Here is a 25473-nt window from a genome sequence, read left to right on the forward strand (position 1 = left end):
ACCGTGCTATCGTCGGCGCTATGGACCGCGCCTTATCCCTGCCAATCTGGAGCATTGCGCCAGATACCGATACAGCGACAAACCCGCCGCCAAAGCCACGGAATGCGCCGGTGTTGATCCATGATGCTGTCACGCCATGGGGGGCAGAGACGATGTTGCTGAAGCTTCTGCGCGAACAGGCCGCCGATCAGGACGAGTAGGTCGGGTGATACTTCCCGCCAGGTGACAGGGTGAAAATCTCAACCCCATCTGCCGTGACACCTACTGAATGCTCAAACTGCGCGGACAAGGATTTGTCGCGGGTTACGGCGGTCCAGTCATCGGCCAGCGTTTTGGTTTCGGGACGTCCCAGATTGACCATTGGTTCAATGGTGAAGAACATGCCCTCTTCCAGCACCGCGCCGGTTCCCGGACGGCCGTAATGCAGAACGTTCGGCGGTGCGTGGAACACTCGGCCCAGACCGTGGCCGCAAAAATCGCGGACAACGCTCATCCGGTGCGCCTCAACATAGGCCTGAATGGCGTGGCCGATATCACCGAACGTGTTGCCGGGCTTGACCATCTCGATGCCCTTGAACAGCGCGTCATGGGTGACCTGGATCAGGCGCTCGGCTTTGCGAGGCAGTTTTCCCGCCACGTACATGCGCGAGGTGTCACCGAACCAACCATCGACAACGACGGTCACGTCGATATTCAGGATATCGCCCTCTTTCAGCTTCTTGTCGCCGGGGATGCCATGGCACACGACGTGGTTCACGCTGATACAGCTGGCGTGCTGATAGCCTTTGTAGCCGATGGTCGCCGAGGTCGCGCCTGCATCCTCGACCATCTGCGTGATCAGCCCATCAATCGCGCCGGTTGTCTGACCGGGAAACACATGCTCGGCAATGTCATCGAGTATCCGCGCAGCCAAGGCCCCTGCCGCATGCATGCCAGCAAAGTCACCCTGTTCATATATGCGAATGCCGTCCTTCGTCATACGGCCGCGATGCTCTTTCATCGACGCTCAGCTCCAAATATGTCGCGCAGCACTTTATTTACGCTGCTTGTGCAGAAAGTTCCAGAGGGCGTGGGGCTGAGATCCCCAAATTGGCGGGTGTGTCGCAGTGTTCAAGTATCGCCAGCAAGGGCGTATTGCCTTAAATTTCTTTCACGAAGTAGTGCATATGCGGGCGCAGCATAGGTTGGTCTTTGTAGGTTGTCGTCTCAATTGGTTCATCCAGTTCTACAAAGCCCAGTTTTGGATAAAGGCTGCGCATTTCGACATTGGGCGTCAGCGTATCGGCGACCAATCGTGTCAGACCCATCGCGCGCGCGGCCGTTTCTCGGGCTTCGATCAGTGCTTTTCCGGTGCCTGTTCCTCTTGCGCCCTCAACAACAAAGACTCTCTTGAGTTCACCAGTCTGGTCATCAAGCCGTTTCAGCATGCCACATCCGATGATTTCACCGGCGGCATCTCGCGCCACAACGATGCAGCCGTCCGGAGGCAGATAATCGTTCGAATTGGCCCAGAATTCGGCCATTGCGCTTTCGGGTGCGGTTGGGTCTATGTCGAAACCCATTTCCTGCATTCGTTGGACGATGAGGCCATAATACTGCGATAAAATGCTGTTGAATGCGTCCTTTTCCGGTAACTCGGTACAGGTTTCAATCGATACTTCTACCATCAGGGGGCTCCTAGCTGGCCGTACTGGCTTTTGCCGCGAACAGGTTTCACCGACATCCTGCGATCATATCTTGGTTTCAGATCCGATGCAGGCATTTGTATCAACCCAAACGCCCTCGGGCGTTATCCGAGTGCCATAGGCCAACCGTTCCACTCCTTTCACCTGTGCAGCCTTAAACGCCGCCGCATAGGCTGGATCGATGTCTGCGGCCAGCGCGAAGCGTTCGCAATCGGTGCGCTGCACCAGATACAGCATGATCGCCCGGTGCCCTTGCTCGACCATCGCGGCCAACTCGCCCAGATGTTTGGTGCTGCGTGCGGTGACGCTGTCGGGGAACTCGGCCAGCCCGGGTTCACGAGACAGGGTGACGCTTTTGACCTCGACATAAGCATCGGGCAGGCCGGGACCGGATAGCAGGAAATCGATGCGGCTGTTCTGGCCGTATTTCACCTCGGCCCGGACGCTATCATAGGCGGCCAGTTCGGGAATCTCACCCGACTGCAACACCAGACGCAGGGCTTTGTTGGGCACGGATGTATCGACCCCGGTGAAATGTCCGTTCTCATGGTCAACCAGCCGCCAACCGTATTTCAGCTTTTTCTTTGGATCGTCATTCGGTTCCAGCCAGATTTTCTGCCCAGGTTCCGCCAGCCCCAACATCGAACCAGGATTGGCGCAATGGGCGGTGATCTGGCTGCCGTCCTCCAGTGTGCAATCGGCCAGAAAGCGTTTGTAACGGCGGATCAGGCGGGCGGGGACAAGAGGGGTTTCAAATCGCATAGCCTAGGGCCTATACCTGCCCCTAAGGTCGATCAAGAGGGGAAGCGCTATGGCCAATCCAACCGCTGCAATGCTGGTGATCGGGGATGAAATTCTATCCGGCCGGACGCGCGATGCGAATATGCACTACCTCGCTGGAGAGCTAACCAAACACGGTATCGACCTGAACGAAGTGCGCATTGTCAGCGATGATGCCCCGGCGATTGAGGCCGCTGTGAAGGCTTTGTCCGGCAGCTATGACACTGTGTTCACCAGCGGTGGGATCGGCCCGACCCATGATGACATCACTGCCGATTGCATAGCGCGCGCTTTTGGGGCGCATATTGATGTGCGAGATGATGCAAGGGCCCTGTTGCAGGCACATTATGACAAATCGGGATTGGAGCTGAACGAAGCGCGCCTGCGCATGGCCCGTATCCCCGATGGTGCGGCTCTGATTGACAACCCGGTCTCAACCGCGCCGGGTTTTACCATCGAAAACGTCCATGTCATGGCTGGGGTGCCATCGGTGTTTCAGGCCATGGTGGCGAGCGTTTTGCCCAAGCTGACCGGAGGCAGCCCGCTCTTGTCTCAGACCCTGCGCGTGGACCGGGGTGAGGGCGACATCGCGGCGACTTTGGCCTCTTTGGCGGACACCTATGATGACCTGTCGATCGGTTGCTACCCGTTCCAAGTTAACGGGGTTTTCGGCGCAAACGTCGTGATCCGTGGAACCGAAGGGACACGCATCGACGCCGCCATGACCCAACTGGCAAAAGAGCTGGAATTGTGAGCGTCAATTGGGCCGAGGTTGTCGATGGCACCTGGCCCGCGGCTGGGTATGGGCAGTTGGGCCCTTTTCAGCTGCGCCGGGGTCAGGGCGGCGGGTCGCGGGTTTCGGCAGCCAGTGCCGTAGGCCTGGTCAGCGAAGCGGATATTGATGCGGCAGAACAGGCAATGCTTGCCATGGGGCAAAAGCGCATCTTTTGCCTGCGCCCAGGTGATGAAGCGTTGGATGCGCAGCTTGCCGCGCGCGGTTATCAGGTGCTGGACCCGGTTAACATCTACACCTGCCCTGTTTCAGAACTGACAGATCGCCCGATCCCGTTGGTCACCGTTTTCCAGATCTGGGAACCGCTTGCAATAATGCGGGAAATCTGGGCCTCCGGTGGGATCGGCCCTGAAAGAGTGGCGATCATGGAGCGCGCCAAAGGGCCCAAGACCAGCCTGCTCTTGCGCCATTCGGATCAACCTTGCGGAGCTGCATTTGTTGCGATGCACGAGAACATCGCCATGCTGCATGCGCTTGAGATTCTGCCAGATCACCGACGGCAGGGTATGGGCGAATGGACGATGCGGGCCGCTGCCATATGGGGGCGCGACAACGGTGCGCAAACGCTCAGCGTGATCTGCACCAAGGCGAACCAAGGGGCAAATGGTCTCTACCGCGCGCTTGGGATGGAGATCGTGGGCGAATACCATTACCGTCAACTTATCTGACGAAGAGAGGTCCCCGTGACACAACAAGATATGCCTACCGCGCTGGACCTGCCTATGGTCGATCCGCTGCCACCTGAGACGCAGAAATACTTTGATATCTGTGTCGAGAAACTGGGCATGGTGCCAAATGTGCTAAGGGCCTACGCGTTCGATATCGATAAGCTGAACGCCTTTACCGCCATGTATAACGACCTGATGCTGGCCGATAGCGGGCTGTCCAAACTGGAACGTGAGATGATCGCGGTTGTCGTGTCATCAATCAACAAATGCTTCTATTGTCTTGTTGCCCATGGTGCGGCAGTGCGGCAGCTGTCGGGTGATCCGCAATTGGGAGAGATGCTGGCGATGAACTATCGCGTTGCACCTTTAGATGCGCGTCAGCGTGCCATGCTGGATTTTGCTGCCAAAATGACCAAGGCCAGCGCCGAGATTGAAGAACCTGACCGTCAGCACTTGCGCGATGTGGGGTTCAGCGACCGTGACATCTGGGACATCGCCAATGTGGCCGGGTTCTTCAACATGTCCAACCGGGTCGCCAGCGCCACCGCCATGGCACCAAACCCCGAATACCACGCGCAATTTCGATGATCCGAACGCTTGTATCTGTTTTGCTGGTTTGTGCCGGACCTGTGGTGGCGCAAGAACTGACCTTGCCGCAGACGGCACAGCAGATCAGCGACCGCAGTTCGGCCCTGGACAGCTATGATCTGCCAACCGGACCGTTTGCAGATGGGGCTGTGCCATCACGAACCGTCGAAGGGCAGGTTGAGCGGTACACGTGGCGCCTGCAGGCCGGGTCCAGCACGACCCTGCAGTTGCTGGCCCCACTGCGGGATCAGATCGAAGCGCAAGGATATGACATCCTTTTCGAATGCGAGGCCCGCGTCTGTGGCGGTTTTGACTTTCGGTTTGGAACCGAGGTCGTACCCACGCCCGACATGTATGTGGCCATTCAGGACTACCGGTTTCTGGCAGCACAGAAAGGGCAAACCGTGCTGAGCCTGCTGGTCAGCCGGAATACGCCCGACGGCTATGTGCAAATGATCCGGGTCACTCCGGCCGATCAGCCCGCGCCAGAACCTATTGTTGTTGAACAATCCGTCGATGGAACCGAGGGCCTTTTGGTCGAGTTGCAGAAAAACGGGCACGTCATTCTGGACGACCTGCATTTCCGCACGGGTGAGGTGGCGCTGGGCGACGGGCCATTTTCCTCGCTCTCGTTGCTGGCCGGATTTCTGGCTGACAACCCAGGCATGCGTTTGGCGCTGGTTGGCAATACCGATGATACCGGCGACCTGGACGCGAATATCCGGGTCAGCACACGCCGGGCCGAGGCGGTCCGTAGCCGGTTGATCGAAGCGCATGGCGTGGCTGCTGACCGGATCGAGGCTCAGGGCGTGGGATATCTTGCCCCGATCACCTCGAACGCGACGCCCGAAGGGCGCGACCTCAACCGCCGGGTTGAGGCCGTTTTGCTGGTCAACTGACCCACCACAGGTAAAGCGGCAATCCGACGGTGATGTTGAACGGGAACGAAACACCCAACGAAAGCGTCAGGTAAATCCCGGATTCGGCCTTCGGTAGCGCGATTTTCATGGCAGCCGGAACCGCGATGTATGAGGCGGAAGCCGACAGCACCATGAACAGGAACAAGCTGCCCTGTGGCAAACTGATCAGGGTTCCGACCGCCCATGCCATCAATGCACCGATCAGAGGCATCAGAACGCCAAAGGCAAACAGACCAACCGACAGCTTGTCCCGATTGCTGATCAGGCTGCGTCCAGCCGACAGGCCCATATCCAGCAGAAACAGGCACAGGATGCCGGTAAAAGGTGTGACGATGAAAGGCGCGATCATTTGCATTCCTTCACCACCGGTAATGGCCCCGATCACAAACGCACCGGTGAGCAGAACAATCGAGCCATTGGCCAGCAGGTCCCGCCACAGCTTGTCATCCTTGACGCCATTGTTGCCGGTCTTGTGCGCGAGCCAAAGCGCCGACAGAATGGCTGGAACCTCCATCGCTGCCGCAACGGCTACCATGAAACCGTCATGACTGATGCCCACAAGATCCAGCAGGCTGATGGCAGTGACAAACGTCACAATCGAGATGGACCCATAGTGCCCTGCCACCGCTGCTGCGTTCAGCGGATCCAGCCGTGTCATGACCCTAAGCATACCAAAGGCAACAAATGGGATGGCAAATGACAAGGCAACCCCGCCTATCAGGGTCAGGAACAGTTGCAGGTGAATGCCGTGGGCGGCCAGGCTGGCCCCTCCTTTGAACCCAATGGCAAGCAGCAGATAGAGCGACATGAACTTGGCCGCTCCTGCTGGAATCGACAGATCGCTGCGCACGAAGGCCGCCAGAAGCCCAAGGGCAAAAAACAATATGGTAGGTACCAGCAGATTGCTGGACAGCGTCTCGATCACTCCGGGCATTTATAGGCTCCTGTTCCCTCGGTTTCGGGCTAGGTGCCTTGCAAATTCATTTTCGCCAAATACTATCTTTCTAAATTATAATTAGTTTAAGGCTATGAAATGCGCCCAACCTTGCGTCAGTTGGAATACATCGTCACGGTCAGCCGCCTTGGGCGGTTCAGCCTCGCGGCTGAAGTGCTGAATGTCAGCCAACCCAGCCTTTCGACACAAATTTCGACTGTAGAACAAGAGCTTGGCACTCGCATCTTCGAGCGCAACCGAGGTGGAATTCAGGTGACGACAAAAGGGGAAGAGTTCATCTCGCGCGCTCAAAAGATTCTTGCGGACGTCAAAGACCTTCGCCACGCGATGACCACTGATATGCCGGTCGGGGGAAGGTTGAGACTGGGCGTCCTGCCGTCAATCGGACCATATTTGTTGCCGCAAGCCATCAAGGAGGTGCATCGGCAGCGTCCAGGGTTGCGCATTGTCGTGCGCGAGGAAAACACATTGGATCTGGAGCAGGGCCTGAAATCTGGCCGATTTGATTTGATCCTGTCAACACCAGAAGACCACGCCAACACGCTGCAATACCGTTTGTTCAACGAAACGCTTTGGATCGCCGTGGCAGTGGATGACGTGTTGGCGCAAGATATCCATGGTGTCAGCGCTGCGGATTTGCAGAATCGATTGTTCCTGACCCTTGATCAGAGTCACCGCTTGTCGCGCATCGTCTACGGGTTGGCGGCAGAATGTGGAGGAGTCGTTTCGGATGAATATGAGGGCACGACCCTCGATTCCATTGTCCTCATGGCCGCCTCAGGTGTTGGTGTTGCGATTCTGCCTGATCTATTTGCCCGTAGACAAGGGATTTACCGTGACGAGGTGCGGTTGCGTCCGTTGTCCATTCCCAACGCCAATCGTGATATCGCCCTGCTGGCACGCAATTCTGAGACCCCACCGCCGGGTCAAAATGTGCTGAAGGACGCTTTGCGCTCTTCCGCCCGGTCTATAGGTCTGTCGATAATCCGCCCATAAAAAAAGACCCGCACATTTCTGCACGGGCCGTTCCAGTTCACAGGGAGAGACTTACCAATCCATCGGACCCTTCTCGTTGAAGGACTCGACCAGAAAATCGATGAATGCGCGCACTTTCGGCTGGGTAAAGCGGCCGGGAGGATAGACCGCATATACTCCCTGCACCTCATCCGGTAGCGATGGCATAGCATCCAGCACAAGGCCGGATTTCAATGCTTCCGCATAAAGGTAGCTAGGCAGGTGGGCGATGCCCAAGCCCGAAATTGCGGCATTCAAAAGAGACTGCCCGTCATTCACACTCAGCCAGCCGGCGGTGCGGACCTGCCGTTTTTCACCCGAAGGTGCGGTCAGTTTCCACACACTGCCCGAGGACTGGCTGGAATAATGCAGCAGTTTGTGTTCGTTCAGATCGTCGATCTTTTGCGGGCGTCCGAACTTTTCGATGTAGCTGGGCGCCGCAACCATGCGTTTGACGGTTTCCGTCAGCTTACGGGCGCGCAGGGTGCTGTCTTCCAGCTCTCCAATGCGAACGGCCACGTCAAAGCCTTCGGATATCAGCTCAACATACCGGTTATTCAAAACCATGTTCACGGTGATGTCGGGATAGGCTGACAGAAACTCGGACAGGACTGGCGACAGGTGATTGACGCCAAAATCGGTTGCAACGCTGATGCGCAGCAGGCCCGAGGGTGCCGATTGCATCGAAGTGACCAGCGCATCCGCCTCGCCCGCATCATTCAGAACGCGGCGCGCGCGGTCATAATAGGCCAGCCCGATCTCGGTTGGTGAAACCCGACGCGTGGTGCGGTTCAACAGCCGTGCACCCAGCCGCGCCTCAAGGCTCGACACGTGTTTGGACACTGCCGATTTGGAGATACCCATCTTCTTGGCCGCATCGGTGAAGCCACCTTGGTCCACCACGTTAGCGAAGGCTTCCATTTCGGTCAGTCGATCCATACTCGTTCCCCAGGTCTTGCTTTCGAAGGTGATATTGGTTCCGAATCTGGGCGGAAACGGGGCAGACATGGGATAATATCAGGGTTTTGAATCGGATCGTTTGCAGTTCAGAAACGCGGAAACAGTGGTTTCCGGTCCGTCAGCATCGACGATAAGCACCGAATTCTACATAATTTCGCGTTTGTGCTATGGTTAGAATGGCAATTTTGTGACCTGGGAGGAGTCTATGAAATCGTTTCTAACCATCGCCGCGTTCTGTCTGAGCGCAAGTTTTGCCTGGGCTGGGGGCGAGACCCCTTCGAATCCCGATGCCAAGGTCTATTTTGTGAATCTTGCCGATGGCGACATCGTTCAATCTCCGGTCACTGTCGTCTTTGGCCTCAGCGGAATGGGTGTTGCGCCTGCGGGAACCGAGGCAGAGAATACGGGTCATCACCACCTGCTGATCAACCGCCCACCGATTGGTGAGGGCGAAGACGGAGCGGATGAGTTGGCCTATGGCCTGCCCGCCGATGACAACCACATGCATTTTGGCGGCGGCCAGACGGAGGTGACACTGGGCCTGCCTGCCGGACAACATACGCTTCAGCTGGTGCTGGGGGATGCGGGCCACGTGCCGCATAATCCACCTGTGATGTCCGAGGTGATCACGATTACCGTCGAATAAGCGGCGCGATTGCGGTCGCTGTTTACATCCTATCAGAAGTGATGAACTCTGCGCGGACAAGTCGGAGGGGACCATGTCGCTTGAGTTTCTATTCACGTCTTTGATCGTTGTGCTATTGCCGGGTACGGGTGTGATCTACACGTTGGCGATTGGCCTCGGGCGTGGGTTCCGCGCCAGCGTCGCGGCAGCGGTTGGGTGTACTGTTGGTATCCTTCCAGCGGCTTTGGCAAGCATCGTTGGTCTGGCGGCACTCTTGCATACAAGCGCTTTGGCCTTTCAGGTGCTCAAATACCTTGGCGTGTTGTACCTGTTCTATATGGCCTGGGGAATTCTCCGCGATGGCGGTGCGATGGAAGTGAATGCCGATAAGTCTGCCCGGAGCTACCTTAAGATTGCCGTGACCGGCACTTTGATCAATGTGTTGAATCCTAAGCTTTCGCTGTTCTTTCTAGCTTTCCTGCCTCAGTTCCTACCAACTGACACAGCCCATGCGGGTGTGGCACTGATTCAGCTTGCCGCCATCTTTATGGTGATGACGTTTATTGTCTTTGTTGTGTATGGCGCATGCGCTGCGTTTGCGCGTGACTATATAGTCCACCGACCATCGGTCATGGCGTGGATCAAACGCTGCTTTGCCACAACCTTTGGTGCGCTTGGGGTCAAGCTGGCCCTATCTGACTGACAGCGCCTAAAGCGCTGCCGCCAACCTTGTCCCCTGGTTGATCGCCCGTTTGGCATCCAGTTCGGCCGCCACATCGGCGCCGCCGATCACATGCGGGGTGATCCCGCGATCAATCAGTGCATCGGCGAGGCTGCGGTCCGAGACCTGACCTGCGCACAGGACAATCGTGTCCGCCGCAATCACCGTAGGATCGGCGCGCTCTTCGCCAAAGCTGACGTGCAGGCCATCTTCGTCGATCCGCTCGTAATTCACGCCGCCAACAAAATTGACGTCCTTCATCTTCAGCGTCGCGCGGTGAATCCAGCCGGTTGTTTTACCCAAGCCTTTGCCATGTGCCTGTTTCTTGCGCTGAAGCAGGGTGATCTGACGCGCAGGCGCTTCGGGCTGCGGCCCTTCGGGTGCAAGGCCCGAGCGGTGTTCGGCAGGGTCCGTCACGCCCCATTCCTTCATCCATAGCGGCAGATCGGTGGTGGCGCTGTGCCCGTCTTCCAGAAGGAATTCAGAGACGTCAAACCCGATGCCTCCCGCGCCGATCACAGCCGCTGATCTCCCGACATCAGCCTTGTTGCGTAGAACGTCGATATAGCTGAGCACGTTGTCCCGATCCTGACCGGGGATTTCCGGATCACGGGGGATGACGCCGGTGGCGATGACCACCTCATCAAAGCCGATCAGGTCATCCACACCGACCTCGCGGTTCAGTTCCACGTTTACGTCCAGATCGTCCATCATGGTGCGGTACCAATCGACAAGGCCCCAGAACTCCTCTTTCCCCGGAACCTGCTTGGCCATGTTTAGTTGCCCGCCGACCTCGGGCGCGCGGTCGAACAGGGTGACGCTGTGGCCGCGCTGGGCCGCAGTCATCGCAGTGGACAGGCCTGCGGGGCCCGCGCCTACGATGGCTACGGATTTCGGTGCGTCGGCTTTCTCGATCACCAATTCGGTTTCGTGGCATGCGCGCGGGTTGACCAGACACGAGGTCAGCTTGCCGCTGAATGTGTGATCCAGACAGGCCTGATTGCAGGCAATGCAGGGCGCGATTTGCGCCGACTGCCCCGCGATAGCCTTGTTCACAAAATCCGCATCCGCCAGCATTGGCCGGGCCAGCGACACCATGTCGGCACAGCCGGTGGCCAGCACCTCTTCGGCCACTTCGGGCGTGTTGATCCGGTTCGAGGTAATGACCGGGATCGTTACCTTGCCCATCAGTTTCTTGGTCACCCAAGCAAAAGCCGCACGTGGAACGCTGGTTGCAATGGTTGGAATGCGCGCCTCATGCCAGCCGATGCCGGTGTTGATGATTGTGGCCCCAGCCTTTTCGATCTCTTGCGCCAGTTGCACGACCTCGTCATGAGTCGAGCCATTGGGCACCAGGTCGATCATCGACAAGCGATAGATGATGATGAAATCCGTGCCTACAGCTTCGCGCGTTCGGCGCACCACCTCAATCGGCAGGCGCATGCGGTTTTCATAGGACCCGCCCCAGCGATCCTCGCGCTTATTGGTGTGCGTCACCAGAAACTGGTTCAGGAAATACCCCTCGGACCCCATGATCTCGACCCCGTCATAGCCCGCCTTTTGCGCCAGCACGGCGGCGTTGACGATGTCGCCTATCTGCTTCTCGATGCCGTCCTCGTCCAGCTCGGTCGGCGGAAAGGGTGAGATCGGAGACTTGATCGGGCTGGGCGCCACGCATTTCGGCCCATAGGCATAGCGGCCCGCATGCAGGATCTGCATGGCGATCTTGCCGCCCGCCTGATGCACCCGGTCGGTGGCGATGGAATGGTTGGCCACATCCTTGTCGCTGGTCATCATCGCGGCTCCGGGCAGGACCGAGCCTTCGAGGTTCGGCCCGATGCCGCCCGTGACCATCAGCGCCACGCCACCACGCGCGCGGGCGGCATAGAACTCGGCCACCCGATTCCAGTCACCGGTTTCTTCCAGTCCGGTATGCATCGAGCCCATCAGCACGCGGTTCTTCAGCGTGGTAAAGCCCAGATCCAGCGGGGCCAGCATGTTTGGGTACGCAGTCATGGCGAAACTCTCCCTCCCGAAGTTGTGGTCTAAATTGACCTGCACGTCACCTTTGTCACGCAAAACCTAACGTCACCCCCTTTGCGTGCGCTTTCACCCTTGTTAGAGGTTGGCCTCACAAGTGACGAGGCCGCATATGACCCCTGAAGAGATTGCCAAACTGCCCTATCGCCCCTGCGTCGGGCTGATGCTGATGAATGCCGAGGGCAAGATCTTTGTGGGTATGCGAAACGACGGCCCACAAGACGCATGGCAGATGCCGCAGGGTGGGGTGGACAAGGGCGAAGACCCGCGCGATGCGGCCTTGCGAGAGCTTTGGGAAGAAACCGGGGTGACCGCTGATCTGGTCGAGATCATCGCCGAAACCGACGGCTGGCTGCCATATGATCTGCCGCATGACATCGTTCCGAACATCTGGAAAGGCCGCTATCGCGGGCAAGAGCAGAAGTGGTTCCTGCTGCATTTCAAGGGGACTGACGATCAGATCAATATCGCCACGGATCATCCCGAATTCACCCAGTGGAAATGGCAAGAGCCGAACCAACTGGTGAACGAGATCGTGCCATTCAAACGTGATGTTTACGAACAGGTTCTGAGCGCGTTCAAAGCGCATCTGTCCTGAAGGCACCGTTTGCGCGGCGTCTAACGTCGGGGAAGATTGGACATTTCCCAGGCTGGTGGTTAGCGCCGAGATGACATTTCCGGATTTCTCATGACGTATACGACCTATCCAAGCACCTCTCAGGCACACCGTAGTGCAGACATGGCCGTTCATGCGGTCGGGTTGCTGTTGATCCTGTCAGCAGGCAGCGTTCTTTTGATCAATGCCTATGCCCGACTTGAGACGGCTTTGTTTCTTGCGGTTGTGGTCTATGTTCTGTGCGCGTTGACTTCGAACCTGGCGTCCTGGGCCTATCACTTCGCCCCCTGGCATGATCGTCGCATGGTGTTGCGCCGGATCGATCATGCAGCAATCTACCCCAGTATCTGCGGAACGTTTACGCCCTTCTTCGTTCAGGCGGGCACGACGTGGACCATGACCTTGCTTTGGGTCTGCTGGGGTCTGACCATCGTGGCTGTCTGGAACAAGATCGCCAACGAAACCATCAAATCCAAATGGTCGACCGCCTCTTATCTGGGGCTTGGGGCCATCGGGTTAAGCGCGATGCCCGATATGACGACTGTACCGATGGCGACCCTGTGGTGCATCGTCGCCGGGGCCGCCAGTTATGTTATCGGAACGGTTTTCTACGCGCAAAAAACCATGCCGTTTCGTTATGCGATCTGGCATGTCTGTGTGAATCTCGGCGGGGTATTCATGTTCGCCGGAATTTGGCTCGCGCTGTTCTCGGACAAATGAAAAAGGCCGGAGCGTGCACCCCGGCCTTTCTGAATTCAACCAGAAGACCCGGCTAAAGCAGCCCTTCGCCTTTCAGCAGTTCAACCATGTTTGCCTCAGGGCGCGGGCCGATATGGCTGATCACTTCGCGGGCGCAGACATTGCCGATCTTGGCACATGTCTCAAAATCCCGGCCCGTGGCCATGCCAAACAGAAACCCGGCGGCGAACTGATCGCCTGCACCGGTTGCATCCACCGGAACCACCTTTTCGACGGGCACATTCACGCGCTGACCATTATGCAGCACGGTCACGCCGTCGCCCGACCGTGTACACACGACCAGCGGGCAAATACCGGCTGTTTTGGCCAGCGCCTCCTCCAGATCGTCGGTTTCGAACAGGGATTTGATCTCGGCCTCATTGCCTATCACGAAGTCTAGCTCATTCTCGATCAGCAGCAGGAAATCGACCCGATGACGTTCCACGCAGAACGGGTCAGAGATTGCGATCCCTGCTTTGCCGCCACCTTTGTGGCAGGCACGTGCGGCTTCAAGAAATGCCGCCTTGCCCTTTTCCTTGTCGAACAGATACCCCTCAAGGAACATGATCTGACTGTTGCCCGCGACCTCGTCCGACACGTCCTGAGACGACAGTTCCGAGGAAATCCCCAGATAGGTGTTCATCGACCGCTCACCATCGGGCGAGACGAAGATCATCGAGCGTGAGGTCGGCAGCTCGCCACCCGGTACAGGCGGGTTGACGAAATCCACGCCGTCTTCGTTCATCGTATCGGCATAAAAACGACCCAGTGCGTCATCATGCACGCGGCCAATAAAGGCGGCATCCAGACCCAGCGCACCCGCGCCCGCAATGGTGTTCGCGACCGAGCCGCCCGGCGTCTGCACCCGACCCTCCATCGAGGCATAGAGCACTTCGCCGCGCTCCTGCTCGATCAGTTGCATGATGCCTTTTTCGATGCCCATCAGTTCCAGGAAACTGTCATCGGCTTGGGAAATGACGTCCACAACGGCATTTCCGATGCCGGTCAGTTGGTAGGTCTTCATAGGTTCTTGTCCTCAAATTCGCAGAGATCGCGGATGATACAGGTTCCGCACATGGGTTTGCGCGCTTTACAGTGATAGCGACCGTGCAAGATCAGCCAGTGATGCGCGTGGAGTTGAAAGTCAGCTGGAATGTTGTCTTCGACGGCGCGTTCGACCGCGTCGACATCTTTGCCGGGGCAGATGCCGGTTCGGTTGCCGACGCGAAAGATGTGGGTGTCCACCGCTTGTGCGGGTTGCCGCCACCACATGTTCAGAACCACATTGGCTGTCTTGCGCCCCACACCGGGCAGCGATTGCAGTGCGGCGCGGGAATTGGGAACCTCACCGTCGTAGTCATCGACCAGAATGCGGCTCAGCTTGATGACATTTTTGGCTTTCTGACGGAACAGGCCGATGGTCTTGATATGTTCGATCAGGCCCTCTTCGCCCAAATCCAGCATCTTTTGCGGGGTGTCGGCGATCTTGAACAATTCGCGCGTGGCCTTGTTGACGCCCGCATCGGTCGCCTGCGCCGAAAGCGCCACTGCCACGACCAGCGTATAGACGTTCACATGCTCCAACTCACCCTTGGGTTCGGGGTCGGCTGCCTGAAAACGCGTAAAGATCTCTCGGATCGTATGATAATCGAGTTGCTTGGCCATCCGGGCCTTAATGCCGCCTTGGTCTGGACTAGACAAGCCAAAAGGTTTTGCGCGGTCATTGCGCATGTTCCGGGTCGCACGCAACGGGCGCGCGCGATATGGTCAGCACAACGAATGAGGTGACCGCCATGAACGTCCAGACCCCCGAGACCGGATACCATTACAACGTTATGCGCCGCGCTATTGACCTGATTGATCAGGGTGGTGAGTTGTTGAGTCTTGAAGATTTGGCCCGTCAGATGGATATGAGCCCGGCCCACTTCCAGCGCCTGTTCTCGCGCTGGACCGGGGTATCGCCGAAGCGCTATCAGCAATATCTGACGCTGGGCCATGCCAAGGCGTTGCTGCGTGAACGGTTTACGACGCTCGAAACCGCACATAATGTCGGCCTGTCCGGCAGTGGGCGCCTGCATGATCTGTTCCTGAAATGGGAATCGATGAGCCCCGGTGAATATGCGCGCAAAGGTGCGGATCTGACGATCTATTGGGGCTGGTTCGAATGCCCCTTTGGTCCGGCCCTTGTTATGGGTACGGACAAAGGCATCTGTGGTATGGCCTTCGGAGCTGAAACAGGTGAAGAGGCCGCGATGAAGGATATGACCGCGCGCTGGCCCAAGGCCAGTTATGTCGAGGACACAGAAAAGTTGCGCCCATGGGTCGAAGCCTCATTTGGGTCTGACCGGTCCGAGACGCCTTTGCACCTGATCGGTTCACCCTTGCAGATCAAAGTGTGGGAAGCGCTGATGCATATCCCCTCGGGTCAGGTCACCACCTATTCCGAGATCGCGCAGCGCGTGGGGTCCCCTCAGGCTGTTCGCGCGGTAGGTACCGCCGTTGGCCGTAATCCCGTCAGTTGGCTGATCCCATGCCACCGTGCGCTGCGCAAATCGGGTGGCCTTGGTGGGTATCACTGGGGTCTGCCGGTCAAGCGGGCGATGCTGGCCTACGAGGCGGCGCAAGCAGACGCCTGATTGACAAGCCATACAGATATCGCCAAAAGGCGCGGCAGGTTCGGGTCTCCTGCCGTTCGCAGCCTTTGGCTTTGGTGAAACCCGGTTGAATGAACATCTGTTGCCCTTTTCTGGCGCGTGGATGGAAATGCGAACCCCGTTCTGACTTCGCGCCCGTTGCAGAAAACGAGGCACATGATGACACGATCTGACTCAATCGCTCCGGTGATGGAGCTAAAATCACAAGCGAAACGCCTGCGGGAGGCTTTGAAAACCACCGGGGTAGTTGTTTCGCACAGCGCGGCGCTGGAGCTTCTGGCCCGGCAGCACGGTGTACGGGATTGGAACACGCTGACGGCAATCGCGGGAAACCGGATGCATCTCAGCGTGGGTGACCGGGTACAGGGCCGATATCTGGGTCAGCCCTTCACGGCCGTAATTCGCGGATTGACCGTTCTGGGTGATGGCGCGAAACGCCGTTTGACCCTGCATTTTGACACGCCCGTGGATGTGGTGCGGTTCGACAGTTTTTCGGCGATCCGGCAGCGCGTTACAGGCGTGATCGGTTGGGATGGCCGATCCACCCGGTGCACCTCGGATGGCGAGCCTCAGCTTGTGGTTCAACCGGCCTGAAAAAACGCGGCGAGGCAAAGGATGCGCCTCGCCTTTTCATAGCTAGATACGCGCTGAGTTACTCGGCAGCCCAGCCGCCAACAGCTTTGACTTCCAGGAAATCTTCCAAACCCCAGATGCCGCCTTCGCGCCCGTTTCCGGATTGCTTCATACCCCCGAACGGAGAGCCTGCGCTGCGCGATTTGCCGTTCATCTCAACCATGCCCGACCGCAACACCCGCGCCATGCGGTTGGCGCGTGCAACGTCCTGCGTCTGGACATAGTTGGTCAGACCATAGGGCGTGTCATTGGCGATCTCGATGGCCTCTTCTTCAGTATCAAAAGGGATCATGGTCAGAACCGGGCCAAAGATTTCCTCGCGCGCGATGGTCATCTGGTTATTGGCGTCGGCAAAGACCGTGGGGCGGACATAGTAGCCCTTGTTCAGCCCGTCGGGTCGCCCGGTACCACCGGCGACAAGGCGGGCACCTTCATCGATGCCTTTTTGGATCAGGTCCTGAATCTTGGTCCACTGAAGTTCGTTCACCACGGGTCCGATATGACGGCCTTCCTCCGCTGCGCTGGCGACTGAAACGGAATTGGCCACTTCGGCCGCGGTTTCAACGGCCTGATCATAGATCGGGCGCTGCACCAGCATCCGACTGGGGGCGTTACAGCTTTGGCCCGTGTTGTTCATCATATGCAGCACACCGCGCTTGACGGCTTTCTCATCCGCATCAGCGAAGACCACATTGGCGCCCTTGCCGCCAAGTTCCAGATGCACCTTCTTCAGGGTATCCGCTGCATTCTTGGAAATGGCCGTCCCGGCGCGAGTGGAACCTGTAAAGCTGACCATATCCACGTCCGGATGTGCCGACAGTTGCGAACCAACCCCGACCCCGTCGCCGTTCACAAGGTTGAACACGCCGGGCGGGAAACCTGCTTCATCCATCATCTCGGCAAAGATCATCGCGTTCAGCGGGCTTTGTTCCGATGGTTTCAAAACCATGGTGCATCCCGCAATTGCAGCCGCACCCACCTTGAGCGTGATCTGGTTCATCGGCCAGTTCCAGGGGGTGATCAGGGCGGCGACGCCAACCGCTTCATAGATGATGCGGTCATTTGGTGCGTGATCACCCAAGGGCCGTTCAAACGAAAACGCCTTGGCGGCTTTGATGAAGTTTTGCAGATGCCATGTTCCGGCGCCAGCCTGCTGCGTGCGGGCCATATCGATGGGCGCGCCCATCTCAAGTGACATGGCTTGGGCCAGATCTTCGCTGCGGGTCTGGTAAATCTCGATCAGTTTTTCGACCAGCGCGATGCGCTGTTCAACCGGCGTGGCCATCCAGCCGGGCAGCGCGGATTTGGCTGCTGCCACGGCGGCATCTGTGTCTGCCTCTGACCCCAGTGAAATCATTGCACAAGGGTCTTCGGTTGATGGGTTGATCACCTCAAAATCATGGGCCTGGGACGGGGTGGTCCATTGACCATTGATATAGAAATTACGCTTTTCGATCATGGCGAATTCTCCTGGTCGTGATGTCCGAAACTGGGGTTGCGCACACACTGTCATTGACCCTGGCGCGCGACAAGAGGGGAATTTGATCAAATTTCTTACGGATGTGTTTTCAGAAAAAAACAAAGCCGGATTTGCGAAAGGTTTAACTCTGGCACAAAGTGGTTAGGTTCACAGCAATCGACTCGGTCAGCAACCAAAGAAGGAGATGCCCCATGGGTTTGCGCATCAACGACACGGTCCCGAATTTTACCGCAGAAACAGATCAAGGCACCATTCAGTTTCACGATTGGATTGGTGACAGCTGGGCGATCCTGTTTTCGCATCCCAAGGACTTTACCCCGGTTTGCACGACCGAGTTCTCAGCTGTTGCTCAATTGAACGACGAATGGGCTGCACGCAACACCAAGGTGATTGGCGTTTCAGTCGATGGGGTTGAGGACCACAAGAAGTGGAAGAAGGACATCGAGGAATACGGTAAGGCCAATCCCGGCTTTCCGATCATTGCGGATGATGGTTTGGCTGTGTCCAAAGCCTTTGACATGCTGCCCGCCGAAGCCTACCTGCCCGATGGCCGCACCCCGGCCGACAGCGCAACCGTGCGGTCCGTCTTTATCATCGGTCCCGACAAGCAGTTGAAACTGTCGATGACCTACCCGATGACCGTGGGTCGGAACTTTGCCGAAATCCTGCGGGCGCTGGACGGGTTGCAGATGTCGTCCAAGGGTGTTGCGACACCTGCGAACTGGGTTCCGGGCGAGGATGTGATCATCCCGCCGAGTGTTTCAAACGAAGATGCCAAGGCGAAATTTGGTGAGTTTGAAACGATTTTTCCCTATCTGCGTAAGACCAAGGCCCCGTCGTAAGGCGGGACCGGGTCAGGGGGGCTGTCTGCCCCCCGCCGCGCCTGTTGGCGCGCCTCCCCCCGAGGATATTTATGGCCAGATGAAGCACGTGGGGCCGGACTTTTGGGGATACATGCTGCCCCCATGCAACTGACACGGGGGCCGTCTGACCGAGGAGCTTTCGCAGATCAGAAGCTGTAGCGCAGCCCGAAATTCACACTGAACGTTTCCAGATCATCTTCGACCGTGCCGGTCAGCGCGCCATTGGGGGTCGAGCGATCCGATGACACATCGAAAGCGCGTGAATAGCGGGCATCAACCGTGAAGGCAGTGTCTGAGTTGATTTCATAAGCCACACCCGCGATCAACTGCGCAGCAAAATTGGTGTCACTGTCATCAAGCGCAACGCCTGGGCCGTAGGCAAAGTCGATGTCAGAATAGGTAGCGCCCAGACCAAAACCAGCAAACGGGGTAACCTTACCGGACTGTTTGAAATCAAACAGAACATTGGCAAACAAAGAGGTTTGCGCGATATCGCCCGAGATATTGCCTTCTAGCGCTGGCCCGTTGCCCGAGAAGTTTACGCCATCGACATCATTGTCGCGATAGGACAGTTCCAGCTCCAGGCGAGTGCCGATCCGGTCATTTGACCATTGCGGAATTTCTTTTCCGATCGCGATACCAATGCCATATCCTGCATCGAAATCGGTATCGACAGACTGTGTTGTGCCTCCGACCGTGCCGGAGAAGTCACTGTCCTGAAGCTGACTATAGCCCAGAAACCCTTGTATATATGTACCTTCACTCAGATTTTGAGCTGAGGCATGAGTTGCGACAAGGGCCAGCGTTGCCGATGCCAGGATACCGCGAATGACCATAATCGTTGTCCTTTGTTCCGATTGGCTTCTGGCGGCAATATGAGTGCGGTGGCGGAGATAAAAAGGCAGCGGGCCTTCACATTGGATCACTCTAATTTATGCGCCTGTGAGAGAATAAATCTCTGCTCCAAGCTGTTCTCACGGGTCGTGCGCGTTGGTTGCGAAATCGGCAAGCTCTTTGTTTCGGGCTACGCTGCTTTCTCATTGGCGGGGCGATGATCATCCCATTGCGGAGTGGTCAGGACAGATTGCAGAGCCCGCACCTCGTAAGGTTTCAACACAGGGAGAACAGTTGATCCGTAACCCCTCGTACCTTTTACCAGGCTCGGGAAAAGTTCGAACAACTCTCGACGTGTGGCTGGGGTCAGAGCGTCAATGGTGGTGTCCCCTGGAAAGAAGGATTCCGACCAGACACCTTCGACATTCACCAACTCATGCTTGTCGAACAGGATGTGAATGTACTCAACACCGTTTTCCGGTGTCTCTTGAAGGATGGTTTTCTGGTTGATCATCCCTTTGGCCGGGGCCAGCATAAGTGGTTCGCAATGCGTCAGCTCCATCACGGGGGACGCAACGGCGATCCGGTGTTGTGGAGAGACCAGCAAATCGCTGCAGGGGCAACCGGGGCCAAAGCTGTTTGTCTTGATCCGAACCGGGCACAAATGGGGGTTGGCCTGCAAATCGCGGCGGCTTAGGCGACGTCGCCCAATCCAGCGGATGATACGGGTTTCACCTTGGGCAACACAGGTCGGATCGCCGGGCTGGAGGTTTTCAACCTTGCGCAGGCCGCGGGGTGTCAGGATCAGCGAGCCGGATGTGAAACATACGAAGGAAGGCAGGGTTTGATACGCTGCGGGCTGCGCGGTTCCGGCAAAGCCCGTATCCGAGATCGTGTCCCCCAGCGCAGCCTGACCTGAGGTGACAATGATGTAGCGTGGATTGCTGAACTGGATCAGGGTAAATCGAACAGGGGCTCCGTTGACGGTACCTGTATAGCTTTCAAACGTGCTGAAATTCTGGGATGAGCCTGAAAATCCAGGCAGAGATGCGAGATCAAGCTGCGCACTGTCGGGATCAGGATCTTGGAGAAATGCATCATTGTCGATGATCTCAACTGAATACGCCTGCGTGATGTCGACGCTACGATTGCTGAACGGATCCGCGCTGATTTCGAATACGGTAACTGAGGCCACGGTCGAAAGGCACCCTTAGAAACGACAAAATAAATCTTAAGCTTGAGCAAATACACGCAATAAGAGTTAACAATTGATTTACCAATCCAAGGTGCAGTCGTGTCATGGGCGGAGCTGCGCGAGAAATACCGTGCCATTCAGTGGGCGGTCGATTGTAGCGATGCGGGACGAAACCGACTTTGCGCAACCCACGGCCAGAGTCTGCTTTCGATGTGTCAGGTAGCTACCATATCAACTTCGGCAGTCGAAAAACCGAACGAAGCGACCATTTCCCGATGAGCATCGGTCCCAAGAAACCGCGAAAGAACTGCATCGACTTCTTTCATCAGGTCTGTGTCGCTCAAACCAAACGCGAATGATCCGAACGCGGGAGGCTTTTCTGAATCTGGCACTAGGACCAGTTCCAGCCCCCATGACGGGTTCTGCTCGATGAAGCCGCTATGCGCTCGACCAACGCTCGCATAGGCGTCGGCAGTACCTTCGCGAACAGCTCGTGCGGCTTCGGTGTACGTTTCGAAAATCATGATGCGGTCTACACTGACGCCAAATTCAGCCGCCGAGCGATGCTGAAACTGATCGCGGATTACAGCTAATCGGATGTCAGAATTTTCGGCGACGGATTGATAGCCGCTCAAACCCTTCTTATTCCCGCTTGCCACCAAGAGCCCGTCCGGCAATGCCCAGATCGGTCGACTGAACAATGCGTTCTTCTTGCGCTCATCTGTTCCAAAAAGACCGGTCGTCATGCGCCATCGGCCATCGCCGACACCGGGCAGTAGTTCAGCAAATTCCGTCTCTACCGGCTCAAAATCTGCAATACCAAGCTCTGCCAATACATATCGTGCAAGTTCCACATCGCAGCCAGTGACACGGCCTGTCGCATCGATGTAATTGAACGGCGGTTCGATAAGGTAGGCAAACTTCATGGGTCATCCTCTGACGTGTCCTCGCCGTAGCTGGCGATCTTGATGGCAAGGATGCTCTCGCATTTTTCGAGCGTTGCGCGTTTAGCCTTCAGCGTTGCCGCATGATCCAAAAGGATCTGGCGACGTTCTTCGATACCGGCAACGCCTGCTTTGGCAAGCGTCGTGAACCGGCGCATTTGCTTTAAGGGCATGCCGGTTTCGCGCAGCCAGTACAGCAGATTCAGCCATTCGATCAAACGAGGCGTGAACCGACGTTGGCCATCGGGACCACGCTCGATCTCCGGCAGCATTCCCGACTTCTCGTAAAATCTTATCGTATGTGCAGACAGCCCACAGGCTTCCGCCGCCTCAGCAATTCTCATCTTTGCAAGTGTTCCTCTGACCTCTAGATACCGAGTTAGAGTAACTCTAAGTCAATGGCGATTTTGGAGAAAGCTGACCTTCGTGCGTCGTGCAAGCATCAAGCAAAGTGGGCTCGTAGCCGACATCGGGAATGAACTGAGCACCTGTAGGGAAGCGCGCTACCACAAGCGACCATACAAAAAGGCCCCGGTCGAAACCGGGGCCTTTGATGTGGGAAAGAAGGGCAGTTTATTCTGCGTCTTCTTTCTTTTCTTTCTTCTCGGGAACGATCTCTTCGCCGGTTTCCTGATCGACTACTTTCATCGACAGGCGGACCTTGCCGCGGTCATCAAAGCCCAGCAGCTTGACCTTTACGTCCTGACCTTCCTTCAGAACATCCGACGGATGGTTCAGGCGGCGGTTTTCGATCTGGGACACGTGCACGAGACCGTCGCGCTTGCCAAAGAAGTTCACGAAGGCACCGAAGTCGACGATCTTGACCACTTTACCAGTGTAGATCTGACCTTCTTCCGGCTCAGCCACGATCGAATAGATCATGTCATAGGCCTTCTGGATCGATTCACCATCGGGCGAGGCGATCTTGATGACGCCATCGTCGTTGATGTCGACCTTGGCACCCGAAACCTCGACGATCTCGCGGATGACCTTACCGCCCGAGCCGATCACTTCGCGGATCTTGTCGGTGGGGATGTTCATGGTCTCGATGCGCGGCGCGTGGACCGAGAATTCGTTGGTCTCGGACAGGGCTTTGCCCATCTCACCCAGAATGTGCATCCGGCCGTCCTTGGCTTGCGCCAGGGCTTTCTCCATGATCTCGGGCGTGATGCCAGCAACCTTGATGTCCATCTGCAACGAGGTGATGCCGTTTTCGGTACCAGCCACCTTGAAGTCCATGTCGCCTAGGTGGTCTTCGTCACCCAGAATGTCGGACAGGATGGCATAGTTGCCGTCATCTTCCAGTATCAGGCCCATAGCTACACCAGCAACCGGTGCTTTCAGCGGAACGCCAGCATCCATCATCGACAGCGAACCACCGCAGACCGACGCCATCGAGCTGGAGCCGTTGGATTCGGTGATCTCAGACACGATACGGATCGTGTAGGGAAAGTCGGTCGCCGCAGGCAGAACCGCTTGCAGGGCACGCCATGCCAGCTTGCCGTGGCCGATCTCACGACGGCCAGGTCCACCTACGCGGCCAACTTCTCCAACCGAATAGGGAGGGAAGTTGTAGTGCAGCAGGAAGTTTGATTTGAAGTTTCCGTGCAGCGCGTCGATGAACTGCTCATCGTCACCGGTGCCCAGCGTGGTCACGGCTAGCGCCTGCGTTTCGCCACGGGTGAACAGGGCAGAACCGTGTGTACGCGGCAGCATTGAGGTTTCTGCAACGATCGAACGGATATCGGTGGTCGAACGACCGTCGATCCGCTTGCCGCCTTTGACGACATCGCCGCGAAGAATGCCGGCTTCCAACTTCTTCATCGCCGACCCGAGGTTGCTGTCTTCCAGCTGTTCCTCGGTCAGGGCTTCTTTGATCGCTTCACGTGCTGCGGCAACAGCGGCGGTGCGCTCTTGCTTGTCGGTGATCGCGAAGGCGGCACGCATCTGCTCTTCACCGGCGGCCTTAACGGCAGCGGACAGCTCAGAGTAATCCGGCGCCTGGAAGTCAAACGGCTCTTTTGCGGCTTCTTCGGCCAGCGAAATGATCAGGTCGATCACCGGCTGGATCTGCTCATGAGCAAAGTTCACGGCGCCCAGCATTTCCGCCTCGGACAACTCGTAGGCTTCCGATTCAACCATCATCACGGCGTCTTTGGTGCCAGCGACAACCAGATCCAGACGCTGTTCGGGGTTCAGGCGCAGGTCCTGCATGTCGTCGACGGTCGGGTTCAGGACGTATTCGCCATCCTCAAACCCAACACGGGCACCAGCGATCGGGCCACGGAACGGCGCGCCGGAAATGGTCAGGGCAGCGGATGCAGCGATCATTGCAACGATGTCGGGGTCGTTGACCAGGTCGTGGGACAGCACGGTGCACATCACCAGAACTTCGTTCTTGAAGCCGTCAACGAACAGCGGGCGGATCGGACGGTCGATCAGACGCGCGGTCAGTGTCTCTTTCTCGGTCGGGCGCGCCTCGCGCTTGAAGAAGCCACCTGGAACCTTACCGGCGGCGTAATATTTCTCTTGGTAGTGCACGGTCAGCGGGAAAAAGTCCTGACCGGGTTTTTGCGCCCGCGCAAAGGTCACGTTTGCCATGACGCTGGTCTCACCCAGCGTGGCAATCACGCTGCCGTCGGCCTGACGGGCAACCTTGCCGGTTTCCAGTGTGAGCGTCTCTTCGCCCCACTGCATTGATTTCTTCGTTACATCAAACATATGCGTATCCTAGAACGGAGCACTCCCGCCCCTGCGGGTCTCCGGTTTGCATGGCGGCCCCATTGCCGCCGACCCCACTTTATCTTCCATTCGAGTGCCGGGGTCAGGGCACAACGTCTCAGATAGCGCGCGCATACAGGAGAATGGGGCCGAAGGGAAGCGAAACCGCACAATGCGGCGGTGGGCCGCCATCCCGCATGCATTGGTTGCCCGGATGAACACCCGTGGCAAGGGGCGAGGAATTGATTACATAGTGATTAACTCCGATATCTGGGGATACCATGACCTTTTGTCAGCGGTTTCTGACCGTCCTCATACTGGCCCTTTTAGGTGCGCCATCACAGGCAGCGTCTATCCAACCTGTTGAGTGGTCCGCCTTGCCGGATCCGGCCGTGCAGGTTTTCGAGGATCCGTTTCGTGATCTGAATGACGAGCAGGCCGATGATATCAGGTTTGCGCTTCGATTGCGTGGGCGATTGCAACAGGATGTCGGCAGCGTGGAAGAACGGCGGAATTGGCAAGAGATGTTGGATGAAACCGAAGAAGCTCTCGCGGTCGACCAAATCGATATCGATTGGCTTATGTCTCAGCGCGAGGCGGTGATCCAGCGGCGTGAGACTGCCAATAACACAGGCAATCCCGCGATCGACGATCAGATCGTTTCGATCGCTGGTTATGTCATCCCCGCAGCGCCCGATGAACAGGGGCGTGCCATTGCCTATCTGGTGCCACAGCCTGGTATGTGCAGTCATCTGCCGCCCCCACCGCCCAATCAGATGATCCGCCTCCTGCTATCAGATCATTGGGCCCCGGACAGCTATTATGAGCATGTGCGTCTGACCGGTCGTCTGGCGATTGCACCAACCGAGTATGAGATGTTTGTCATCGACGGTCCGGTCCCGATGCGCGCAACCTTCACCATGCAGGTGCAAGAGGCCGACATTCTGGACGGTGGTGAGGAACAGTTTAATGAATTCCTGACGCTGCATGATCGTCTGCGCGCAGCGCTTCGGCACAAATCCAGTGACGCTGCCGATGCCCCTTAG

General features: G+C 57.3%; 28 protein-coding genes. 14 read left to right on the forward strand and 14 right to left on the reverse strand.

What is annotated here, in order from left to right; all coding sequences use genetic code 11:
• The first annotated feature begins 20 nt into the window (after nucleotides 1-20).
• The gene (locus tag AC2FFE_RS17350) at nucleotides 21-200 is read left to right on the forward strand and encodes a hypothetical protein (RefSeq protein WP_496820577.1); all 180 of its coding nucleotides are present in this window, start codon (nucleotides 21-23) and stop codon (nucleotides 198-200) included.
• On the opposite strand, the gene map is transcribed toward AC2FFE_RS17350, so the two are convergent.
• The 3 genes from map to sfsA all read right to left on the reverse strand — a co-directional run bounded on the left by map (nucleotide 188) and on the right by sfsA (nucleotide 2447).
• A complete protein-coding gene (gene map / locus AC2FFE_RS17355; RefSeq protein WP_496820579.1) occupies nucleotides 188-1000 on the reverse strand; it encodes a type I methionyl aminopeptidase in 813 nt (270 codons plus the stop codon). The genes AC2FFE_RS17350 and map overlap by 13 nt on opposite strands.
• A gap of 139 nt (nucleotides 1001-1139) precedes the next feature.
• The gene (locus tag AC2FFE_RS17360; RefSeq protein WP_496820581.1) at nucleotides 1140-1667 is read right to left on the reverse strand and encodes a GNAT family N-acetyltransferase; all 528 of its coding nucleotides are present in this window, start codon (nucleotides 1665-1667) and stop codon (nucleotides 1140-1142) included.
• Nucleotides 1668-1730: 63 nt separating this feature from the next.
• Nucleotides 1731-2447 carry a DNA/RNA nuclease SfsA gene (gene sfsA, locus AC2FFE_RS17365; protein ID WP_496847227.1) on the reverse strand — a complete coding sequence of 239 codons (717 nt, stop codon included), beginning with the start codon at nucleotides 2445-2447 and terminating at the stop codon, nucleotides 1731-1733.
• 49 nt (nucleotides 2448-2496) lie between these two features.
• Between sfsA and AC2FFE_RS17370 the strand changes: the two genes are divergently transcribed.
• The 4 genes from AC2FFE_RS17370 to AC2FFE_RS17385 are packed head-to-tail and all read left to right on the forward strand — an operon-like array spanning nucleotide 2497 to nucleotide 5413.
• Nucleotides 2497-3219, forward strand: coding sequence for a competence/damage-inducible protein A (locus AC2FFE_RS17370; RefSeq protein ID WP_496820583.1), 723 nt, complete (start codon nucleotides 2497-2499; stop codon nucleotides 3217-3219).
• On the forward strand, nucleotides 3216-3926 hold the full coding sequence (locus AC2FFE_RS17375; RefSeq protein ID WP_496820584.1) for a GNAT family N-acetyltransferase: 711 nt from the start codon (nucleotides 3216-3218) through the stop codon (nucleotides 3924-3926). Before AC2FFE_RS17370 ends, AC2FFE_RS17375 begins: the two co-directional genes overlap by 4 nt.
• A gap of 30 nt (nucleotides 3927-3956) precedes the next feature.
• Nucleotides 3957-4514 (forward strand): peroxidase-related enzyme, encoded by a 558-nt coding sequence (locus AC2FFE_RS17380; protein WP_496847255.1) that lies wholly within the window; start codon nucleotides 3957-3959, stop codon nucleotides 4512-4514.
• Nucleotides 4511-5413, forward strand: coding sequence for an OmpA family protein (locus AC2FFE_RS17385; RefSeq protein WP_496847228.1), 903 nt, complete (start codon nucleotides 4511-4513; stop codon nucleotides 5411-5413). The genes AC2FFE_RS17380 and AC2FFE_RS17385 overlap by 4 nt, the downstream gene beginning before the upstream one ends.
• Here the strand turns inward: AC2FFE_RS17385 and AC2FFE_RS17390 are convergent.
• Complete coding sequence (locus tag AC2FFE_RS17390) at nucleotides 5406-6368, reverse strand: sodium-dependent bicarbonate transport family permease (RefSeq protein WP_496847229.1); 963 nt, start codon at nucleotides 6366-6368, stop codon at nucleotides 5406-5408. The two genes, AC2FFE_RS17385 and AC2FFE_RS17390, sit on opposite strands and share 8 nt — an antisense overlap.
• A 99-nt stretch (nucleotides 6369-6467) precedes the next feature.
• Between AC2FFE_RS17390 and AC2FFE_RS17395 the strand changes: the two genes are divergently transcribed.
• Nucleotides 6468-7385 carry a LysR family transcriptional regulator gene (locus AC2FFE_RS17395; RefSeq protein ID WP_496820588.1) on the forward strand — a complete coding sequence of 306 codons (918 nt, stop codon included), beginning with the start codon at nucleotides 6468-6470 and terminating at the stop codon, nucleotides 7383-7385.
• 51 nt (nucleotides 7386-7436) lie between these two features.
• On the opposite strand, the gene AC2FFE_RS17400 is transcribed toward AC2FFE_RS17395, so the two are convergent.
• The gene (locus AC2FFE_RS17400; protein ID WP_496820589.1) at nucleotides 7437-8342 is read right to left on the reverse strand and encodes a LysR family transcriptional regulator; all 906 of its coding nucleotides are present in this window, start codon (nucleotides 8340-8342) and stop codon (nucleotides 7437-7439) included.
• 226 nt (nucleotides 8343-8568) lie between these two features.
• Between AC2FFE_RS17400 and AC2FFE_RS17405 the strand changes: the two genes are divergently transcribed.
• A complete protein-coding gene (locus tag AC2FFE_RS17405) occupies nucleotides 8569-9009 on the forward strand; it encodes a DUF4399 domain-containing protein (protein ID WP_496847230.1) in 441 nt (146 codons plus the stop codon).
• A 73-nt stretch (nucleotides 9010-9082) separates the two neighbouring features.
• The gene (locus tag AC2FFE_RS17410) at nucleotides 9083-9691 is read left to right on the forward strand and encodes a LysE family translocator (protein WP_496820591.1); all 609 of its coding nucleotides are present in this window, start codon (nucleotides 9083-9085) and stop codon (nucleotides 9689-9691) included.
• Between the two features lie 6 nt (nucleotides 9692-9697).
• On the opposite strand, the gene AC2FFE_RS17415 is transcribed toward AC2FFE_RS17410, so the two are convergent.
• Complete coding sequence (locus AC2FFE_RS17415; protein WP_496820592.1) at nucleotides 9698-11725, reverse strand: 2,4-dienoyl-CoA reductase FMN-binding domain-containing protein; 2028 nt, start codon at nucleotides 11723-11725, stop codon at nucleotides 9698-9700.
• Nucleotides 11726-11861: 136 nt separating this feature from the next.
• On the opposite strand from AC2FFE_RS17415, the gene AC2FFE_RS17420 reads away from it, so the two are divergent.
• Both AC2FFE_RS17420 and trhA read left to right on the forward strand, forming a co-directional pair.
• Nucleotides 11862-12347, forward strand: coding sequence for an RNA pyrophosphohydrolase (locus AC2FFE_RS17420; protein ID WP_496820593.1), 486 nt, complete (start codon nucleotides 11862-11864; stop codon nucleotides 12345-12347).
• A 90-nt stretch (nucleotides 12348-12437) separates the two neighbouring features.
• On the forward strand, nucleotides 12438-13085 hold the full coding sequence (gene trhA / locus AC2FFE_RS17425) for a PAQR family membrane homeostasis protein TrhA (RefSeq protein ID WP_496847231.1): 648 nt from the start codon (nucleotides 12438-12440) through the stop codon (nucleotides 13083-13085).
• A gap of 52 nt (nucleotides 13086-13137) precedes the next feature.
• Here the strand turns inward: trhA and AC2FFE_RS17430 are convergent, their stop codons facing one another.
• The gene (locus AC2FFE_RS17430; protein ID WP_496847232.1) at nucleotides 13138-14127 is read right to left on the reverse strand and encodes an adenosine kinase; all 990 of its coding nucleotides are present in this window, start codon (nucleotides 14125-14127) and stop codon (nucleotides 13138-13140) included.
• Nucleotides 14124-14768 (reverse strand): endonuclease III, encoded by a 645-nt coding sequence (gene nth, locus AC2FFE_RS17435; protein ID WP_496820597.1) that lies wholly within the window; start codon nucleotides 14766-14768, stop codon nucleotides 14124-14126. Before nth ends, AC2FFE_RS17430 begins: the two co-directional genes overlap by 4 nt.
• Before the next feature lie 128 nt (nucleotides 14769-14896).
• On the opposite strand from nth, the gene AC2FFE_RS17440 reads away from it, so the two are divergent.
• Nucleotides 14897-15739 (forward strand): bifunctional helix-turn-helix domain-containing protein/methylated-DNA--[protein]-cysteine S-methyltransferase, encoded by an 843-nt coding sequence (locus tag AC2FFE_RS17440; RefSeq protein ID WP_496820598.1) that lies wholly within the window; start codon nucleotides 14897-14899, stop codon nucleotides 15737-15739.
• A 177-nt stretch (nucleotides 15740-15916) separates the two neighbouring features.
• Nucleotides 15917-16351: a glyoxalase superfamily protein gene (locus AC2FFE_RS17445; protein WP_496847233.1), complete on the forward strand. Its 435-nt coding sequence runs from the start codon at nucleotides 15917-15919 to the stop codon at nucleotides 16349-16351.
• A 58-nt stretch (nucleotides 16352-16409) separates the two neighbouring features.
• On the opposite strand, the gene AC2FFE_RS17450 is transcribed toward AC2FFE_RS17445, so the two are convergent.
• On the reverse strand, nucleotides 16410-17849 hold the full coding sequence (locus AC2FFE_RS17450; protein ID WP_496847234.1) for an aldehyde dehydrogenase family protein: 1440 nt from the start codon (nucleotides 17847-17849) through the stop codon (nucleotides 16410-16412).
• 212 nt (nucleotides 17850-18061) lie between these two features.
• Here AC2FFE_RS17450 and AC2FFE_RS17455 point away from each other — a divergent pair, with 212 nt between their 5' ends.
• Nucleotides 18062-18712, forward strand: coding sequence for a peroxiredoxin (locus AC2FFE_RS17455; RefSeq protein ID WP_496820601.1), 651 nt, complete (start codon nucleotides 18062-18064; stop codon nucleotides 18710-18712).
• A gap of 167 nt (nucleotides 18713-18879) precedes the next feature.
• On the opposite strand, the gene AC2FFE_RS17460 is transcribed toward AC2FFE_RS17455, so the two are convergent.
• The 5 genes from AC2FFE_RS17460 to pnp form a co-directional block, all read right to left on the reverse strand.
• Nucleotides 18880-19569, reverse strand: coding sequence for an outer membrane protein (locus AC2FFE_RS17460; protein ID WP_496820602.1), 690 nt, complete (start codon nucleotides 19567-19569; stop codon nucleotides 18880-18882).
• 188 nt (nucleotides 19570-19757) lie between these two features.
• A complete protein-coding gene (locus AC2FFE_RS17465; protein ID WP_496847235.1) occupies nucleotides 19758-20762 on the reverse strand; it encodes a Hint domain-containing protein in 1005 nt (334 codons plus the stop codon).
• Nucleotides 20763-20977: 215 nt separating this feature from the next.
• Nucleotides 20978-21688, reverse strand: a complete 711-nt coding sequence (locus tag AC2FFE_RS17470) for a transporter substrate-binding domain-containing protein (RefSeq protein WP_496847236.1) — start codon at nucleotides 21686-21688, stop codon at nucleotides 20978-20980.
• Nucleotides 21685-22050 carry a MerR family transcriptional regulator gene (locus AC2FFE_RS17475; RefSeq protein WP_496820606.1) on the reverse strand — a complete coding sequence of 122 codons (366 nt, stop codon included), beginning with the start codon at nucleotides 22048-22050 and terminating at the stop codon, nucleotides 21685-21687. The genes AC2FFE_RS17470 and AC2FFE_RS17475 overlap by 4 nt, the downstream gene beginning before the upstream one ends.
• A 229-nt stretch (nucleotides 22051-22279) precedes the next feature.
• A complete protein-coding gene (gene pnp / locus AC2FFE_RS17480; protein WP_496847237.1) occupies nucleotides 22280-24427 on the reverse strand; it encodes a polyribonucleotide nucleotidyltransferase in 2148 nt (715 codons plus the stop codon).
• 281 nt (nucleotides 24428-24708) lie between these two features.
• On the opposite strand from pnp, the gene AC2FFE_RS17485 reads away from it, so the two are divergent.
• A complete protein-coding gene (locus AC2FFE_RS17485; protein WP_496847238.1) occupies nucleotides 24709-25473 on the forward strand; it encodes a DUF3299 domain-containing protein in 765 nt (254 codons plus the stop codon).

The organism is Ruegeria sp. YTSA168, from assembly GCF_059610045.1.

Coding starts and splice junctions, on each gene's coding strand:
- trhA (WP_496847231.1), top strand. CDS start 12,438: ATGACGTATACGACCTATCCAAGCACCTCTCAGGCACACCGTAGTGCA.
- AC2FFE_RS17445 (WP_496847233.1), top strand. CDS start 15,917: ATGACACGATCTGACTCAATCGCTCCGGTGATGGAGCTAAAATCACAA.
- AC2FFE_RS17450 (WP_496847234.1), bottom strand. CDS start 17,849: ATGATCGAAAAGCGTAATTTCTATATCAATGGTCAATGGACCACCCCG.
- AC2FFE_RS17350 (WP_496820577.1), top strand. CDS start 21: ATGGACCGCGCCTTATCCCTGCCAATCTGGAGCATTGCGCCAGATACC.
- AC2FFE_RS17420 (WP_496820593.1), top strand. CDS start 11,862: ATGACCCCTGAAGAGATTGCCAAACTGCCCTATCGCCCCTGCGTCGGG.
- AC2FFE_RS17360 (WP_496820581.1), bottom strand. CDS start 1,667: ATGGTAGAAGTATCGATTGAAACCTGTACCGAGTTACCGGAAAAGGAC.
- AC2FFE_RS17390 (WP_496847229.1), bottom strand. CDS start 6,368: ATGCCCGGAGTGATCGAGACGCTGTCCAGCAATCTGCTGGTACCTACC.
- sfsA (WP_496847227.1), bottom strand. CDS start 2,447: ATGCGATTTGAAACCCCTCTTGTCCCCGCCCGCCTGATCCGCCGTTAC.
- AC2FFE_RS17405 (WP_496847230.1), top strand. CDS start 8,569: ATGAAATCGTTTCTAACCATCGCCGCGTTCTGTCTGAGCGCAAGTTTT.
- map (WP_496820579.1), bottom strand. CDS start 1,000: ATGAAAGAGCATCGCGGCCGTATGACGAAGGACGGCATTCGCATATAT.
- pnp (WP_496847237.1), bottom strand. CDS start 24,427: ATGTTTGATGTAACGAAGAAATCAATGCAGTGGGGCGAAGAGACGCTC.
- AC2FFE_RS17430 (WP_496847232.1), bottom strand. CDS start 14,127: ATGAAGACCTACCAACTGACCGGCATCGGAAATGCCGTTGTGGACGTC.
- AC2FFE_RS17455 (WP_496820601.1), top strand. CDS start 18,062: ATGGGTTTGCGCATCAACGACACGGTCCCGAATTTTACCGCAGAAACA.
- AC2FFE_RS17395 (WP_496820588.1), top strand. CDS start 6,468: ATGCGCCCAACCTTGCGTCAGTTGGAATACATCGTCACGGTCAGCCGC.
- AC2FFE_RS17400 (WP_496820589.1), bottom strand. CDS start 8,342: ATGGATCGACTGACCGAAATGGAAGCCTTCGCTAACGTGGTGGACCAA.
- AC2FFE_RS17475 (WP_496820606.1), bottom strand. CDS start 22,050: ATGAGAATTGCTGAGGCGGCGGAAGCCTGTGGGCTGTCTGCACATACG.
- AC2FFE_RS17485 (WP_496847238.1), top strand. CDS start 24,709: ATGACCTTTTGTCAGCGGTTTCTGACCGTCCTCATACTGGCCCTTTTA.
- AC2FFE_RS17415 (WP_496820592.1), bottom strand. CDS start 11,725: ATGACTGCGTACCCAAACATGCTGGCCCCGCTGGATCTGGGCTTTACC.
- AC2FFE_RS17380 (WP_496847255.1), top strand. CDS start 3,957: ATGCCTACCGCGCTGGACCTGCCTATGGTCGATCCGCTGCCACCTGAG.
- AC2FFE_RS17410 (WP_496820591.1), top strand. CDS start 9,083: ATGTCGCTTGAGTTTCTATTCACGTCTTTGATCGTTGTGCTATTGCCG.
- AC2FFE_RS17460 (WP_496820602.1), bottom strand. CDS start 19,569: ATGGTCATTCGCGGTATCCTGGCATCGGCAACGCTGGCCCTTGTCGCA.
- AC2FFE_RS17440 (WP_496820598.1), top strand. CDS start 14,897: ATGAACGTCCAGACCCCCGAGACCGGATACCATTACAACGTTATGCGC.
- AC2FFE_RS17385 (WP_496847228.1), top strand. CDS start 4,511: ATGATCCGAACGCTTGTATCTGTTTTGCTGGTTTGTGCCGGACCTGTG.
- nth (WP_496820597.1), bottom strand. CDS start 14,768: ATGGCCAAGCAACTCGATTATCATACGATCCGAGAGATCTTTACGCGT.
- AC2FFE_RS17470 (WP_496847236.1), bottom strand. CDS start 21,688: ATGAAGTTTGCCTACCTTATCGAACCGCCGTTCAATTACATCGATGCG.
- AC2FFE_RS17370 (WP_496820583.1), top strand. CDS start 2,497: ATGGCCAATCCAACCGCTGCAATGCTGGTGATCGGGGATGAAATTCTA.